Genomic DNA, 15328 nt, shown 5'->3' with positions numbered 1-15328 from the left:
GTAGCCTCGTCGGCTTGAGTGGACAACGGGGAGGCGGCAGGATCATGGCGCGACGGTGGGGTGTCCGGGCGAGGCTGGCAGCGCTGCTGACCGCCGCGTCACTGACCACGATGGCCGGCTGTGTGCCGCTGTCGCCGGGCGTGGACGGGGATCTGGTCAACGGCTGGGCCGCGTTCGACGAACCCGTCCACTTCGCACCCGAGGCCGGCAGCTGCCATAACGCTAGTCGGCGCTTCATTGACTGGGAGAGCTATCGACCAGTTGGCTGCGTCCGGTACCACCTGGTGGAGACCGTGCACGTCGGAACGCTCGGCGACGAGCCGGCGGTGCCGTTCGACGAGGACGGCGCGGCGGACGGTCTGATTCCGGCCCGGCGGGCCGCCCGGGCCGAGTGTGACCGAAGGGTGAACGAGTTCCTTGGCGGTCCCTGGCAAACCGCCCGGCTGCAGATGACGGTCGTGTCGCCGTCCGACGCCGCCTGGACCGGCGGGGCCCGCTGGTTCGGCTGCGACGTAGGGGTCGTGGACAGTCCTGGCGGCCCACTGGTCGACTGGTACGGCACCATCAAGGGTGCGCTGCACGCTCCCGGCCATCCGCTGCTTCTGACGTGCTACGACTCGGCGGCGGTCGGTGTCGACGACGAGCCGCTGACCGAGCCGCTGGACTGCGACACCCCGCACCAGGCCGAGTTCGCCGGCACGTACGTGGAGGACAAACTGGGGTACGACGAGGTGGAGTTGAACGACGATCGGGTTCACACCCGGTGCCGCAAGGTGGTGGCCGACTACGCGAAGGTGCCGAACAACGGCGACCTGCAGTACCGGGTGGGCACCATCTACACCTACTCCGACGTCCTGGACTGGGCGGAGGGCGACAGGGCGATCCGCTGCTTCGCCTGGCGGGCCGACCCGCTGTTGACCGGCTCGGTGCGCGCCGGCGGCACCAGCGCCCTGCCCATCCAGTACCAGTGAATCGGCAAATTCTCATGATCTTGCAGCCGCTACGGACCAGGATGGTCGCGCTGCTGGCCGCCGCGTCGCTGGCCGTTACGGCCGGCTGTGCGGCACCGCCGCCGGGGACCGACGGCACCCTCACCGACGGTTGGGCCGGGTTCGACGAGCCGACCACCTTCGTCCCGCAGGCCGGCACCTGCCACCGCGCCGAGGCTGCCTCGGGCAGCGGCAGGTACTACCGTCCGGTCGACTGCGACGAACTGCACCTGGTCGAGACAGTCCACGTCGGCACCTTCACCGGTGCCGACGCGCAACGGACGACCGCCCCGGTGGGCAATGTCCCGGCCCGCGAGACGGCCCGCGTCGAGTGCGATGCCCGGGCCGCCGAGTTCCTCGGCGACATCTGGCAGCACGGCCTGCTCGACATGACCGTGCTGGTGCCGCCGCAGGCGGCCTGGAGCGCCGGGGCCCGCTGGTTCCGCTGCGACCTCACCGAGATCAGCAGTGTGTTCCGGGACAAGGTGCTGCCCCGGACCGGAAGTCTGCGCGGCACGCTGGCCGACGGTGGCGCGCTGCGGCTGGGCTGCCACGACGTGCGGTGGGGCGACGACCACCTCGAAGCGCTGGAGCCGGTCGACTGCGCCCGGCCGCACCACGGCGAGTTCGTCGGCGTCTTCGACGGCGGCACCCTGCCCGGCAGCTGGCCCGGGGACGAGGCGATTCAGGAGCGCTGCCTGCTGATGATCGCCGACTACGCGGACCTGCCGGTCGACGAGGACCTGCCCTACCGGGTGGCCACGTTCTGGTTCCGGACGGGGAACCCTTCGGTGTGGGCAGGCGACCTGCGGGTCCGCTGCTTCCTGTACGTACCCGACTTCACCACCCCGCTGGTCCGCTCCGCCAAGGGCGGCGGGCCCGACCTGTTCCCGGTCTGGTAGCCGCTCACGATCCCTGGCGCGCCCGACCCCCGACCAGGCATAGTGCTATTCTGCTAGCGGCCTAGCAGAATAGGAGTCGGCGTGATCGAGTTCAGGCTGGACCGCCGGTCCGGCGTCACCCCGTACCTGCAGTTGGTGCAGCAGGTACGCCAGGCGGTGCGGCTCGGCTGGCTGCAGGAGGGCGACCGGCTGCCGACCGCCCGGGAGGTCGTCGCCGCACTCGGGATCAACCAGAACACGGTGCACAAGGCGTACCGCGAACTGGAACGCGACGGCGTGGTGCAGTCCCGGCCCGGCGTCGGCACCTTCATACTGGCGTCGCTGTCGGCCCGCCGCGCGGCCTGGGACCCGGCGATCCGCACCCAGCTCGCGGCCTGGGTCGCCACCGCCCGCGCCGCGGGCCTGGACGACGACGACCTGCGCGCCATCCTCGCGGCCGAACTGGCCGAGAACGCCTCGCCCCGAGCGGCGGACAACCGGCCGGAGCGGACCGGATGACCACGTTGCAGACCACCGGCCTGGGCAAACGGTACGGCCGCAGCTGGGCGCTGCGCGACTGCACGCTCGCCGTACCGGCCGGCACGGTCACCGCGCTCGTCGGCCCGAACGGTGCCGGCAAGACCACCCTGCTGCACCTGGCGGTCGGCCTGCTCACCCCCAGCGCCGGGCAGGTCCGGGTCGGCGGGCGGCCACTCACCGGGCACGGCCACGACCTGGCCCGGGTCGCGTTCGTCGCCCAGGACAAACCCCTGTTCGCCGGGTTCACCGTCGCGGAGATGCTCCACTTCGGCCAGGCCGCCAACCCGGCCTTCGACACCGGCGGGGCGCTGGCCCGGCTCGACGACTACGGCATCCCGCTGCGGCAACGGATCCGTACCCTCTCCGGTGGGCAGCGCACCCTGGTCGCGTTGACCCTCGCCCTGGGCAAACGCGCCGAACTGCTGCTGCTCGACGAGCCGCTCGCCGACCTGGACCCGTTGGCCCGTACCGAGGTGATGGGTGCGCTGATGGCCGCCGTCGCCGACACCGGCGCCACCGTGGTGCTCTCCTCGCACATCCTGGCCGACCTGGTCGACACCTGCGACTACCTGCTGCTGCTCAACCGTGGCCGGCTGCAGGTGGCCGGCGGATTCGACGAGCTGACCGAGGCGCACCGGGTGCTGACCGGGCCGGCCGAGCTGGCGCAGCGGCTGCGGGCGGCGGACCATCCGCCCGTACACCTGAGCGTCACGGCCCGGCAGACCACCGCGCTGGTCCGGCAGGCGTCGACAGTGGTACGCGGAGAGCCGGCGACGGTACGCGGGCAGCCGGCCAGCCACGACGACGGGCAGGTGCCCGGCCTGGAGGAGCTGGTGCTGGCGTACCTGCGCAACCCGGACGCCGTCTGCCTGCCCGCGCCCACCCTCGTCGCGGCCGGTCAACCGGCGGGGAAGGACGTCCGATGATCTGGCTCGCCTGGCGTCAGCAGCGGTTCCCGTTCATCGCCGCTGCGATCCTGATCTGCCTTTACGGCGGGTTGACGGCGGCCGCCCACGTCGACGCCGAGTTCGTCACCATCACCCAGCTGTTCGCCGGCTACCTGACCATCGGGGTCTGCATGTTCTGGGGCGTGCCGCTGGTGGCCCGCGACCTGGAGCAGGGCACCCACCGGCTGGCCTGGACGCGGAGCCGGCCGCGCGGCCACTGGCTGGCGGCTCGGCTGGCGGTCGCGGCGGCCGGGTCGCTGACCGCCGCCGCCGTGGTGACCGCCGCCGTCACCTGGGGGTTGCCGACGACCGACGGCGACCCGATGCGCTGGTTCGCCTACGAGTCGCACGATCTGATCCCGCTCGCCCGGGTGCTGTTCGCGCTCGCCCTCGGCGCGGCGCTGGGTGCGGTGACCCGCAACACGCACGTCGCGATGGCGCTCAGCGTGCCGGTGCTGGGCATCGTCCAACTGGGCGGTGCACGCGTGGTGCGCGAGGCCAGCTCGTGGACGTACTGGCAGTTGCAGGTCGCCGAGTCCGGCGTCTACCTGGGCGCGGCGGCCGTACTCACCGCAGTCACGTTCCTCGCCGTCCACCGCCGGCCCTGACCCACGTGACGCCCGCACCGGTCCCCGCGCCCCGCTGGCTCTGATGAGCACACCGGTCAGTACAGGTCAGTAGATCCAGCTGAATTCCAACTCGTCGATGGTGTTGCCGACGTGGACCTCGGCCAGGAATCGGCGCATCAGGCTGCCCGGGTCGGCGGCGTCCTCGATCTGGATCAGCATGCCGCGTCCGTGCGCGACGACGGCGTCGAGCACGAGGCGTTCGAGCCTTTCGGCGTTGACCGGGCCGGGCCGGCAGCCGCACGGTGCGCCGTACGCCCGGCCGCTCAACGTCTGCAGGCAGACCAGCCGACGGTCGCAGCCGGCACAGGTCAACAGCCCGTCGAGGGAAAACTCGGACCGACCCGCGCGGTCGACGCGGGACATGCCGGTCGGCGGTACGTGTCCACCGCTGGCGGTGCGCTCACTCATGTTCGCAAACCTCCGTCACGAGATACCGGATTTCGTGAATTCACCCTTGTGGCGGACCACATTTCCAGCCGGCGTACGGCAGACTCAATCGTGGACGCTGGCTTGTCTCCACTGTGATGTGGCGATTTCGGCGACCAGCCCGGCCAGCGGTTGCTTTCTGAAACATTGGCGCGGGTGGTGGGTGTGTCGGATGAGAGGAAGGTGAAGCGATGCCGGTCACCGGACCGACTGTGGTGCGCCGTCAGCTGGGGCGACGGCTGCGCCGACTGCGGGAGGAGTCGTCCCGCACCGAGCAGGAGGTGGAGCGGGCGAAGGTCTGTTCGCGTACGACGTTGTGGCGCATCGAGAACGGTAAGTTCCCGGTCAAGATGAACACCGTTCGCGGTCTCTGCTGGTTCTACGGTGCCGACCCGGAGACGACGGACGCGTTGACCCGGCTCGCCGGGGCAAGCGACGAGCACGGCTGGTGGGAGTCGCACGGCGACGCCGTACCGGACTGGTTCCGCCTGTACGTCGGCCTCGAAGCCGCCGCCACCGAGATCGGGGTCTATGACCCCGAGGTGATCCACGGTCTGCTGCAGACGCCGGATTACATGCGCGCGGTGTTCCGCGCCACCTATCCGGATGCGCCGCAGGAGAAGATCGAGCGGCTGGTATCGCTGCGGCTGGACCGGCAGATTTCCTACTACGACCGCGAGCAGCCGGCCCGGATCGTCGCGATTCTCGGGGCCGGTGCGCTCGTCCGCGAGGTCGGCGGCCCTGCGGTGATGGCCGAACAGCGCGCCCACCTGGCCAGCCTGGGCCGACGGGTACGGGTGGAGGTCCGCGTCCTGCCCTGGTCCGTCGGCGCTCACCCTGCGTTCTCCGGCCAGTTCATCTTGCTCGACTTCGCCGACCCGGACGACCCGGACATCGCCTACGTCGAGTCTCATATGGGTGCTCGTTACCTGGAGCGTCCAGAGGAGTTGGCGGAGTACCGTCGAATTTTCCGGCTGATCCGCGGGCAGTCGGTCCCGATCGAGGAGCATCTGCGATGAAGCCTGACACCCCCTGGTTCACCTCCAGCCGCAGCGCCGGCAACGGCGGAGCGTGCGTCGAAGCCCGTCGGCACGCCGGACAGGCCGAGGTACGCGACAGCAAGGACCGCACCGGCCCCACCTTGACCTTCACCACCCGGCAGTGGGGCACCTTCACCACCGCCCTACAGACCGGCACCCTCCCCCACTGACCACCGCCGATCGCCCTGTCCCCCACCCCTATCCCTGGGGTGGGGGACGCTCGTCCTCCTTCTGACACTGGTGACGCGTGAACGTCCTTGATCTCAACCGAACCTGGGACGAAGCGAAGTACTTCGCACTGGGCCAGACACCTGACCGGACCGAGCTGGTCGACGGTCGTCTGTGGATCAGTCCGGCACCGAGCAAGCGTCATCGACAGCTCTCGTTCCTGCTGATGTCCGCGCTGTATCCGGCGGCCCGGTCTGCCGGTCTCAAGGCGTACGAGGCGATCAACGTCAGATTGCGTACCGATCGGATCGTGATCCCAGACCTTGTCGTCGCCGACACCAGCAGCGAAGGATCCGTTACCGATGCGACCGAGGTCGTGCTGATCTGCGAGATCACGTCTCCGAGCAACGCCGCCACCGATCGACTGCTCAAGATGCAGTTGTACGCCGCCGCCCGAATCTCGTGGTATCTGCTGGTTGAGCCCGAGTTGCCGGGTCCGTCAGCAGTGACACTCCGGCTCTTCCGGCTTGACAACGAGCACTACGTCGAGCACGTGACCGCGACCAAGGGCGACGTGTTGACCACCGATCAACCGTTTCGGTTCACGCTCGACACGGCCGCACTGCTCGACGAGTAGACACCCGGCCGGCCGAGCGATGGCTGTGGCTAGGTTCGGACTGGATCGGTCCAGACGGTGCCTCGTGCCTGGTATTCGAGGGCTTCCTCTACCCGGATGGCGACGTCCGCACCCAGCAGGCGCTTCACCAGGTGCAGCCCCAGGTCCAGGCCGGAAGTGATTCCGGCGGCGGTGACGAGGTCGCCGTCGTCGACCACGCGGGCGTTCTTGACGATGCCGCCGCGCGAGGTCAGCTGCTGCTTCGCGACGGTGTGCGTGGTGCAGGGGCGGCCGTCGACCAGGCCGGCCACGGCGAGGAGCACCGCGCCGGTGCACAACGACGACATGATGAGCCTCGGCCGGGGAGCCGCCGCCAGCGCGCTGGGCAGCGCCCCGTTTTCGATCTCCGCCCAGATGCCGGGCTCGCCGGGTCGACCACCACCGGGAACGATGATCACGTCGGCCGTCTCGGGCTGCCAACCATGCTTGACCCGTACCTCGGTGCCGAACGCTGCGGTGACCAGGCGTGGCCGACCGTGCACCATGTAGTTGACGTCGATCTCCCGTTCGCTGTACCAGCCGGCCAGCGAGAACACTTCCTTTGGGGCGATGAAGTCCTGCTCCTCGACACCGTCGAACATTACGATCCGTACCCGCAAGGGTCTGTTGGTGTCACGCGGCGGCGCGGCCGCAGCCGCAGCCGCGACCGGTCCGCCGGTCAGCGCTCCGACGCCCACCGCCGCCCCACCCGTCAACATCGCCCGTCGCTTCATCTACGTCCCTCCGTCACCAACGTCAGCAGATAGATAGTCGGCGATAGAGGCATGCTGGTTCCGGGCGAAGCACGGGAAGGTTCCTTTGGTTCAGCGGAAGCCGGCCGCCAGGAACGCTCCGAGGCCGAGCAGCGCCAACGGCAGCGCCGTGGCGAGGCTGAGGAGCCGGTTACGGGTAGTCCCACCGGCCAGGACGATCACCAGTACGCCGAGCACCGCTCGGACCACGACATGCGGGATCCGCTCGCTGCCGTAGCTCGGATCGCCGATTCGGGCCGCCTCCAACGCCGCCTCGGTGAAGCACACCGCGCCCGGCAGGGCCGTACCGATGGTCTGCCGCCAGCCTGAGCCACGTGCCCAGATGCCGCCGACGCCGAAGACCACTCCGGCGAGGACCCCGAAGGCCATCCAGAGCAGAGAGGTAGGCGCCCACAGCAGCGACCAGTCGTCGCCCTGGACCAGCGCCGCCGCCACGTAGTAGGCGGGTACGGCGATCACCAGTCCGGCGGCGGCACCGGCAGCGGCCCGCAGCCATTCGGTACGGACCCAGTACCCGAAGAAGAACGCGGCGACCGCCCACACCGCAGACGAGTTGCCCAGGTCGGCAAGGGGCCACCAGGGCATGAACTTGATCCATACGAAATCGACGAAGCCCAGCAGGAAGCCGCCGAGCACCGCGACGAGCGCGACGCGCCGATTGTCCGGATACATGCTGTAGGACCATACCGTGCCGCAGGCCAGGCCGTTCCTCGCGCTGCGGGCACCTACCGCACCGCCACCTGCCCCACTCCAACGTTCTTGCACGCCCGTGGGCGGGAGGAACGTACACCACCTCGAACCCATCGCTCGGCCGCGCCGGGGACCACTCACTCGCAGCTTCCATCGCCCTTCTGTCGCTGTCTGCGTCCAGAGGCTGGTCGGCGGCAGAGCCGGGCGGCAAGCTGTGCAGCCGATTCGGTGCGCCCGCCCCGCCGACCTGCCGTCGGATACATATGCTGAGCAGCATGGACATCATGCGGTTCGACGTGCTGGCCGAGTCCCTGCGCCAGGAGTCGGCCGCTTCGCTGGCCAAGTACGGTTTCCCACTCATCGAGGGGTAGGCAGTCACCGAGAGGGAGATCTCCGAGGTCGAGACCCATCTGGACGTCATTCTCCCGGAGCTACACAAGGCCTTCATGGTCCGTTATGGCGGCGGGAGGTTCGGGTTCGTCGAGCTCTTCCCGATCGTGAGCCATGACTTAGGCGACGAGGACCTCAGATCAGTCAACGACCGCGAGTCCCCGACCGAACCTTCATCGCCGTCGCCTCCGTCGGCACCGGGGATCAAGGGTTTCCCGGTCACCAGCAGCCGTTGTCACGACGACGTCTGGTTCCGCTTCCACGGTGCCGGCAAACCTGAACTTGACGCAGCTGACTTCCTGAGTTCGTGGCGCGCCATGGGTGCAGAGCCTAACCATTCGCCCATCCTCAACTGCTGCCGGTCGGGCGTACCGCCGGGCTGCGGTGTCCGGCAACTGTGACCTGCCCTGCGGGGGCCGGTACGAACGGTCCGCCACCCGTTTGGAGGTCGAGGATGCGTACATCGATGTAGCCGTCTGAGCTGTTTGTTGGGTCGACCTCGGGGCCCGGCGACCTGTTGCGCGATGTTGTAGCGGCGTGGCCGTTGATCGTCTGGCAGCGGGTCTCTACGGATGTGGTCTCGTGGCTGTCGTGCGGTACTGGACGGCACTTGATGAGCAGCTGGTGCGGGTGCTGGCCGCTGACCACGAGGGCGTACGCCGCCAACGCCGCGTGTCTCCAGATGGTGACGTTCGTGGACGGTGCCATCGCCATGCTCCGGAGGGATGCGGTGTTCGCCGGCTCGGCCGAGGTGATTGAGTAGCCATGAGCAACCGCGGACGCAATTGCTCCGTGAACGCAACGGGATAGCGGCGAGGCGTCCTCCTGCGGCAGTCTCTGATTTGGAGGTTCACGGACGTCCGGGCGGGCCGGCATGCGTGCGTGCCTGCGCACTTCAGCTGTGTGCTTCGCCTTGGGCCGGTAGTGGAGGAGGATGTGCGGGTGCCGGTGCCACGAGTCCTGGTCGTCGACGACGACGCGCAGATCCGCGAGTTACTCGAGTCGACCCTGCGGTTCGCCGGCTGGGAGGTGCACGCCGTGCCCGACGCCGCTACGGCGTTGGTGCGCCTGACCGGCCAGGAGTTCGATGTTGTCGTGCTCGATGTGATGATGCCTGGCCTGGATGGGTTCGAGACCGTCCGGCTGCTGCGCGGCCGGGGCAAGACCACGCCGGTGCTGTTCCTGACCGCGCGGCAGGAGGTGGAGGACCGGATCCAGGGGCTGCGGCTGGGCGCCGACGACTATGTCACCAAGCCGTTCAGCGTTGCCGAGGTCGTCGCCCGGCTGGAGGCGCTGGTGCGACGGACGGCGGGCACCGATGTGCCGTCCGAGGACAACCGGCTGCTGCTCGCCGACCTGGCCGTCGACCTCGATGCTCACCTGGTTACTCGTGCGGGGCGGCCGGTGCACTTGTCGCCGACCGAGTTCCGGCTGCTTGTCTTTCTACTCAACAATGCGGGGCGGGTGCTGTCCAAGAGCCAGATCCTGCAGCACGTGTGGGGGTATGACTTCGGTGGGGACGCCAACGTCGTCGAGCGGTTCGTCGCCAATCTTCGCCGCAAGATCGATGACGGTGCGTCCGTGCCGCTGATCCACACCGTGCGTGGTTTCGGGTACGCGGTGAGGGAGCCCCGGTGAGGCTGCGGCGGCCCGTGCGGCCGCTGTCGATCCGTCGCCGGCTCCTGGTCCATCTGCTCGTCCTGCTGCTCGTCGGGCTGGTCGGCGGTCCTGCCCTGACCTCGTTGTTCCTGCAGCGCTACCTCGCCGAGCGGGCCGAGGAGCGGCTGTGGAACATCAACGCCTCCGTCGGCGGGATCCTCAGCGGACGTGACCGGGTGGTGATCGAGCCGGACGCGTTGCCCGCCTTCGCCGGCGTGGTCGTGGTCGGTCTGGACACGAGCGGCCGGCCGGCGTTCACCTTCGACCGCCTCCAAGATGGCCCACCACCACCGGCGGGCGACCTCGTCGCAGCTACCCGCGACCTGCCGATCGGGGAACCCGCCGACCTGACCGCCGGGGGCCGTACGTTCCTGGTGGCCCGTGCCCGGGCCACGGGACTGGTCGTGGAGTCCGGCGACGGCACGTCGATCCCGCTCGGGTTCCTTGTCGTCGCCGTCGACAGGACCGACGACGTGGCGGTGATCGTCCGCCTGCGGCGGACCGGGTTCGGGTTCGCCGTCGCCGCGTTGATCGTGCTGGGGTCGGTGGCCGCGTTGAGCCTGCGTCGCGGCCTGCGCCCGCTGGAACGGATGGCTGAGGCCGCCGACCAGATCGCCGGAGGCGCCGGGGACCACGACTTCGGCGATCTCGCCCACGGCTCCGGTACCGAGACGGTCCGGCTGGCCGCAGCCCTGACCGAGGCGTTCGAAGCCCGGCGCCGCGCCGAGCAGGCCCTGCGCTCGTTCGTGGCCGACGCCTCGCACGAACTGCGCACTCCACTCACCGGCATCAGCGGCTGGCTCGACCTATACGTGCAGGGCGGCCTGGAGGACCGCGACGACCTGGACCGGGCGATGGGCCGAATGGAGGCCGGGGTGGGCCGGATGCGCCTGCTCGTCGAGGATCTGGCACTGCTCGCCCGGATGGACGCCGGGCGGCCGCTCGCCGCTGAACCGGTCCCCCTGCTGCCCCTGCTGGAAGGCGTCATCGAGGACGCGCGCGTGATCAAGCCGGACCGGGCGATCACCCTACATGCGGCCGGACCGGTCACCGTGCTCGGCGACGCACCGCGGCTGGAGCAGGTGTTCCGCAACCTCGTCGGCAACGCCGTCCAGCACACCCCGGCCGGCACGCCCGTCGAACTGGCCGTCGGCCCCGCCGCCCGCAGCGAGGTCGCTGTCGAGGTCGTCGACCACGGACCGGGCATCGCCGAGCACGACCTGGCCCGGGTGTTCGACCGGTTCTACCGGGTCGACGCCGGCCGGTCCCGGGACGGATCCGGCTCCGGGCTGGGGTTGTCCATCGTCCGAGCCCTGGTGACCGCGCAGGGCGGCGAGGTCACCGGCCGGTCCGTGGTCGGCGAGGGCACCACGATCACCGTCCGGCTCCCGGTCGCGGCACCCACAGCGCTGCCGTCAGCCAACCGTCAGGTTCCCGGCAGGGGCTCGTCAGGGTCCGGATAGGCGCACCGTCAGCTCATGCCGGTCGACTGGACGGCGAGCGGGCATCCGGCCCGCCGGACAGCGGAAGGGATGACGAACTGATGGCCCGGTTGTTGCAGCGCGTAGGCAGGTTCGCGCACCGGCAGAGATTCATCGTGATCGGAGGCTGGGTGCTGCTGCTCCTGGCCCTCGTGGGAGGCCTCGCGGCGCGCGGGAGCGCCCTGACCGACGAGTTCACCATCCCCAGTTCGGAGTCCCAGGCGGCCCTGAACGTGCTGCAGGAGGAGTTCCCCGGTGCAGGCGGGACCTCGCTGCAGATCCTGCTGGAGGCACCCGACGGCGGGACGGTGAGCGACCCGGCCTACACCGCCGCCGTCCAGCGGTCGCTGACGGCGGTGTCCGGAATCGACCACGTGAGGGCCGTCGCGCCACCGCAGGCCCCGGGCACGGTCAGCGCCGACGGCCGATCCGGGCTGGCCATCGTGCAGTTCGACGTACTCAAGGGCGAACTGCCCGACTCGACAGGCGACGATGTCCGGGCCGCGATGGCCCCGGCCGAGCAGGCCGGGCTGACCGTGTTCCTCGGCGGCAACGCACTCTCCGGCGGGCCGAGTTCCGCCTCGCACGCGGCGGAGGTGATCGGCCTCCTGCTGGCGGTCGTCGTCCTCGCGGTCACTCTCGGGTCGGTGGTCGCCGCCGGGCTGCCCCTGCTCACCGCGCTCGTCGGCGTCGCCGCCGGGCTGGTCGGTATCTGGGTGGCCTCGACCCTGACCACGATCTCCACGACCGCCCCGACGCTCGCGCTCATGCTCGGGCTCGCGGTCGGTATCGACTACGCCCTGCTGCTGGTCGTCCGCCACCGCGCCGAACTGGCCGCAGGGGCGGACGTCGCGCAGGCCGTCGTCCGGGCCACCGCCGCTGCGGGCTCGTCGGTGGTGTTCGCCGGGTCGACCGTGATCATCGCCCTCCTTGGCCTGGCCGTGGCGCAGGTGCCGTTCCTCACCGTGATGGGGGTGTCCTCGGCGGCGACCGTGCTCCTCGCGGTGCTGGTGGCGATCACGTTGCTGCCGGCCCTACTGTCGGTGGCCGGGCGGCGGCTGGCGCCGCGCCCGGGCGGGCGGGACAGCAGGCGGGCCGCGGCCGTCGCCGAGGGCCGCGCGGTCCCCGGCGCCGAGCGCTGGGTGCGGGGCGTGCTGCGCCGGCCCGTCGTCATCCTCGCGGCCGGGGTCGGCGCGCTACTCGTCCTGGCGGTGCCGGTGACGGGCATGCGACTGGCGCTGCCCGACAACGGGAGCCTGCCGAACAGCGACCAGGCGCGCCAGGTCTACGACACGGTCTCCGACGAGTTCGGACCCGGGCTCAACGGTCCGGTCCTCGTGCTCGCCGACCTCTCCAGGTCCAGCCAGCCGGACACGGCCGCCACGGCCGTCGCCGAAGGTCTCAGCGACATTCCCGGTGTAGCGTCGGTAGCGCCGCCGCGGATTTCCGCCGACGCCCGGTACGCGCTGGTCCAGGTGATCCCCACGACCGGACCCGCCGACCCGGCGACCGCCGACGTAGTGCAGACGATCCGGCACGAGGCCGCGGACATCACCGCCACGACCGGCGCAACCATCCAGGTCAGCGGGACGACCGCGCTCGGCGTCGACGTCTCCGCCCGGCTGCTTACCGCTATCCTGCCGTTCGCCCTGGTCGTCGTCGGCCTGTCGATGGTGCTGTTGACGATGGTCTTCCGCTCCCTGCTGGTGCCCCTCATCGCCGCGGTCGGCTACCTACTCACCCTCGGCGCGACCCTCGGCGTCACGGTGGCGCTGTTCCAGTGGGGCTGGTTCGGCGGCATCCTCAGCGACGGCGCCACCGGCTCGCTGGTGAGCTTCATGCCGATCATCGTGATGGCCGTGCTGTTCGGTCTGGCAATGGACTACCAGGTCTTCCTCGTCTCCCGGATCCACGAGGCGGTCATTCACGGCCGTGAGCCGAGGGACGCGGTACACGAGGGAGCACGGCACGCCGGCAGAGTCGTCGCGGCCGCCGCACTGATCATGATCGGGGTCTTTGCCAGCTTCGTGGTCAGCGGGACGGCAACGGTCCGCCCGATCGCCTTCGCGCTGGCCCTCGGCGTGCTCCTGGATGCCTTCCTCGTCCGGATGACGCTGGTCCCTGCCGCACTCGGGCTGCTCGGCACACACGCCTGGACACTGCCGCCCCGCCTCGACCGTCTGCTGCCCGCCATGGACGTGGAGGGTGTCGCACTGGACCGCCCGGCCGGTGGGAACGCCGCCGGCTCCGTTGAGGGACATACCCCCACCGAGGTGGACCGCGAGGGCGGTCGGGATCCCATCCCGATCATCGATTCCTCGATCAAATCGATCAGAAAGATTCGCGTGCGTAACCGCCTTCTGGTAGCCATGCCGGTGACCGTGATCGCAGCGCTCGTCGGGTGCCTCGCGGTGCCGTCAGGCGCCCAAGCCACCGCGCCGACAACGACGCCCGGCATCGACGCCTACCTCTACGGTTACGCTCCGGTCGTCGCCGCCCGCACCCGGGCCAACCAACTGTGCGCCATCGGGAACGTCAACACGCTGGTGAGCTCGCCTGAGCTCGCCACTCCCGCCAGCCGTGATGTGGTGGCACCCAACGTCGACACCCTCTACTCGATCGCGTGGCTCGACCTGCGTCGTGGACCGGTCGTGCTGACGGTACCGGCGATCGACGACCGGTACTACAACTTCCAGTTCCTCGACATGTACACCAACGTGTTCACCAACATCGGCACCAGCACCGTGGACCCTGCGGGCGGCAGGTATGCAATCGTTCCGCCCGGATGGTCCGGTGAACTTCCGAGTGGCGTCACGTCGGTGTCCGGACCGACCTGGGACGTATGGCTGCTGGGCCGCACGCTCGTGAAGAACCCCGACGACGTGCCCGCCGCCAGGGCTGTCATGGCCGGGTACCAGCTTGCCGTCCTCGAAACGCCCGCCACCGACACGCCGCCGGCGCTGCCTACGCCCGACTGCGCGAACCTGCCACGGCCACAGACCCCCTACGACGCCGGCGCCGCCTTCTTCGACGAACTGGCCGCCGTGCTCGCGTCCGACCCACCCCCGGCCGCCGACGCGTCGGCACTCGCCGGTCTCGCCGCGCTCGGCGTCGAGCCGGGCGGGAACCCGAGCCAAGGGGATCCGCAGGCCGTCGCCACCCTGGAGGCGGCGGTGACCGACGGGCAGGCGTACCTCGTCGCCGGCCACGCGGAAGCCGCGTTCCCCGCCGCCGGGCGGACGTGGCGGTCGAGCCTGAGCGCCGGCACCTACGGCACCGACTACCTGCTCCGAGCCGGCATCGCCGCCGGCGGCCTGGGCGCCAACGTGCCCGCCGAGTCGACGTACTATTTCTCCCAGTCCGATCTGCTCGGCCAGCCACTCAGCGGTGAACGCTCCTACCGACTGCACTTCCGGCCGGGCGCTCTCCCGCCGACGAGCGCGGACGGATTCTGGTCGGTGACAATGTACGACGAGAACTACTTCCTCGTTCCCAACGAGCTCAGCCGGTACGCCCTCGGCGATCGTTCCGCTCTCACGATGAACCAGGACGGATCACTCGACCTGTTCCTGTCCGCCACTGCCCCACCCGGCGGAACGGCGAACTGGCTGCCCGCCCCAGCCGGCGTCTTCCACGTCTACATGCGGGTCTACCTACCCACCGACGACGTGCTGACCGGCGAGTGGCAGCCGCCGCGCATCGCCCGGTGGTCCTGCTGAGGCGTGTGCTGATCACGCGTTGCGGGTCAGCACCGGCTGACGCGATCGCACCGTTCCCGGGTCGCGGCGCCAGCCACAGCTCGTCGGTGATCCGCAGACCGAAGCGTACGAAAATGACCGTGACCAGCCAGTAATCCGGGATGGCCCATCGATTCAGGGTGGCGGGTTGGTCGAGTTGGGTCACGACCTGGCCGGCGAGCGCCCGCGGTAGTCGTTCGGACTGCCGCGGGCAGGCCGCCGGCCAGGTCATGGCGTCTGCGGGCAGTCCCGATGCTCTGAAGGGCCTTAATGTGCCCGAAACGCCGGGGCATCACATGGCGAACAGGCATCCACCAGGCCAG

14 protein-coding genes are annotated in these 15328 nt (G+C 70.1%); 11 read left to right on the top strand and 3 right to left on the bottom strand.

Annotated features, from left to right (window positions below; translation table 11 throughout):
* Positions 1-44: 44 nt before the first annotated feature.
* From O7553_RS10370 to O7553_RS10350, 5 genes are all read left to right on the top strand, one after another.
* Positions 45-971 carry a septum formation family protein gene (locus tag O7553_RS10370; protein WP_281554594.1) on the top strand — a complete coding sequence of 309 codons (927 nt, stop codon included), beginning with the start codon at positions 45-47 and terminating at the stop codon, positions 969-971.
* Between the two features lie 14 nt (positions 972-985).
* Positions 986-1891: a septum formation family protein gene (locus tag O7553_RS10365; protein ID WP_281554593.1), complete on the top strand. Its 906-nt coding sequence runs from the start codon at positions 986-988 to the stop codon at positions 1889-1891.
* Between the two features lie 81 nt (positions 1892-1972).
* Positions 1973-2389 carry a GntR family transcriptional regulator gene (locus O7553_RS10360; protein ID WP_281554592.1) on the top strand — a complete coding sequence of 139 codons (417 nt, stop codon included), beginning with the start codon at positions 1973-1975 and terminating at the stop codon, positions 2387-2389.
* Positions 2386-3336 carry an ABC transporter ATP-binding protein gene (locus O7553_RS10355; RefSeq protein WP_281554591.1) on the top strand — a complete coding sequence of 317 codons (951 nt, stop codon included), beginning with the start codon at positions 2386-2388 and terminating at the stop codon, positions 3334-3336. The genes O7553_RS10360 and O7553_RS10355 overlap by 4 nt, the downstream gene beginning before the upstream one ends.
* Entirely contained in the window at positions 3333-3965 is a 633-nt protein-coding gene (locus O7553_RS10350; protein ID WP_281554590.1) for a hypothetical protein, read from the top strand. Before O7553_RS10355 ends, O7553_RS10350 begins: the two co-directional genes overlap by 4 nt.
* 66 nt (positions 3966-4031) lie before the next feature.
* On the opposite strand, the gene O7553_RS10345 is transcribed toward O7553_RS10350, so the two are convergent.
* On the bottom strand, positions 4032-4394 hold the full coding sequence (locus tag O7553_RS10345; RefSeq protein ID WP_281554589.1) for a hypothetical protein: 363 nt from the start codon (positions 4392-4394) through the stop codon (positions 4032-4034).
* Positions 4395-4603: 209 nt separating this feature from the next.
* Here O7553_RS10345 and O7553_RS10340 point away from each other — a divergent pair, with 209 nt between their 5' ends.
* The 3 genes from O7553_RS10340 to O7553_RS10330 all read left to right on the top strand — a co-directional run bounded on the left by O7553_RS10340 (position 4604) and on the right by O7553_RS10330 (position 6257).
* Positions 4604-5431 carry a DUF5753 domain-containing protein gene (locus O7553_RS10340; RefSeq protein ID WP_281554588.1) on the top strand — a complete coding sequence of 276 codons (828 nt, stop codon included), beginning with the start codon at positions 4604-4606 and terminating at the stop codon, positions 5429-5431.
* Complete coding sequence (locus tag O7553_RS10335) at positions 5428-5622, top strand: DUF397 domain-containing protein (RefSeq protein WP_281554587.1); 195 nt, start codon at positions 5428-5430, stop codon at positions 5620-5622. Before O7553_RS10340 ends, O7553_RS10335 begins: the two co-directional genes overlap by 4 nt.
* A gap of 77 nt (positions 5623-5699) precedes the next feature.
* A complete protein-coding gene (locus O7553_RS10330; RefSeq protein ID WP_281554586.1) occupies positions 5700-6257 on the top strand; it encodes a Uma2 family endonuclease in 558 nt (185 codons plus the stop codon).
* Between the two features lie 29 nt (positions 6258-6286).
* Here the strand turns inward: O7553_RS10330 and O7553_RS10325 are convergent, their stop codons facing one another.
* Positions 6287-7009, bottom strand: a complete 723-nt coding sequence (locus O7553_RS10325) for a DJ-1/PfpI family protein (protein ID WP_281554585.1) — start codon at positions 7007-7009, stop codon at positions 6287-6289.
* 90 nt (positions 7010-7099) lie between these two features.
* Complete coding sequence (locus tag O7553_RS10320; protein ID WP_281554584.1) at positions 7100-7720, bottom strand: DUF6518 family protein; 621 nt, start codon at positions 7718-7720, stop codon at positions 7100-7102.
* A 1350-nt stretch (positions 7721-9070) separates the two neighbouring features.
* Here O7553_RS10320 and O7553_RS10315 point away from each other — a divergent pair.
* The 3 genes from O7553_RS10315 (at position 9071) to O7553_RS10305 (ending at position 14987) form a co-directional block, all read left to right on the top strand.
* On the top strand, positions 9071-9766 hold the full coding sequence (locus O7553_RS10315; protein ID WP_281554583.1) for a response regulator transcription factor: 696 nt from the start codon (positions 9071-9073) through the stop codon (positions 9764-9766).
* Positions 9763-11250 carry an ATP-binding protein gene (locus O7553_RS10310; protein WP_281554582.1) on the top strand — a complete coding sequence of 496 codons (1488 nt, stop codon included), beginning with the start codon at positions 9763-9765 and terminating at the stop codon, positions 11248-11250. The genes O7553_RS10315 and O7553_RS10310 overlap by 4 nt, the downstream gene beginning before the upstream one ends.
* A gap of 149 nt (positions 11251-11399) precedes the next feature.
* On the top strand, positions 11400-14987 hold the full coding sequence (locus O7553_RS10305) for an MMPL family transporter (protein WP_281554581.1): 3588 nt from the start codon (positions 11400-11402) through the stop codon (positions 14985-14987).
* Positions 14988-15328 lie beyond the last annotated feature (341 nt).

It is taken from the genome of Solwaraspora sp. WMMA2059, from assembly GCF_027497315.1.
In the GTDB taxonomy this organism is placed as follows: domain Bacteria; phylum Actinomycetota; class Actinomycetes; order Mycobacteriales; family Micromonosporaceae; genus Micromonospora_E.
This window is presented reverse-complemented; position numbering and strand designations above follow the sequence as displayed.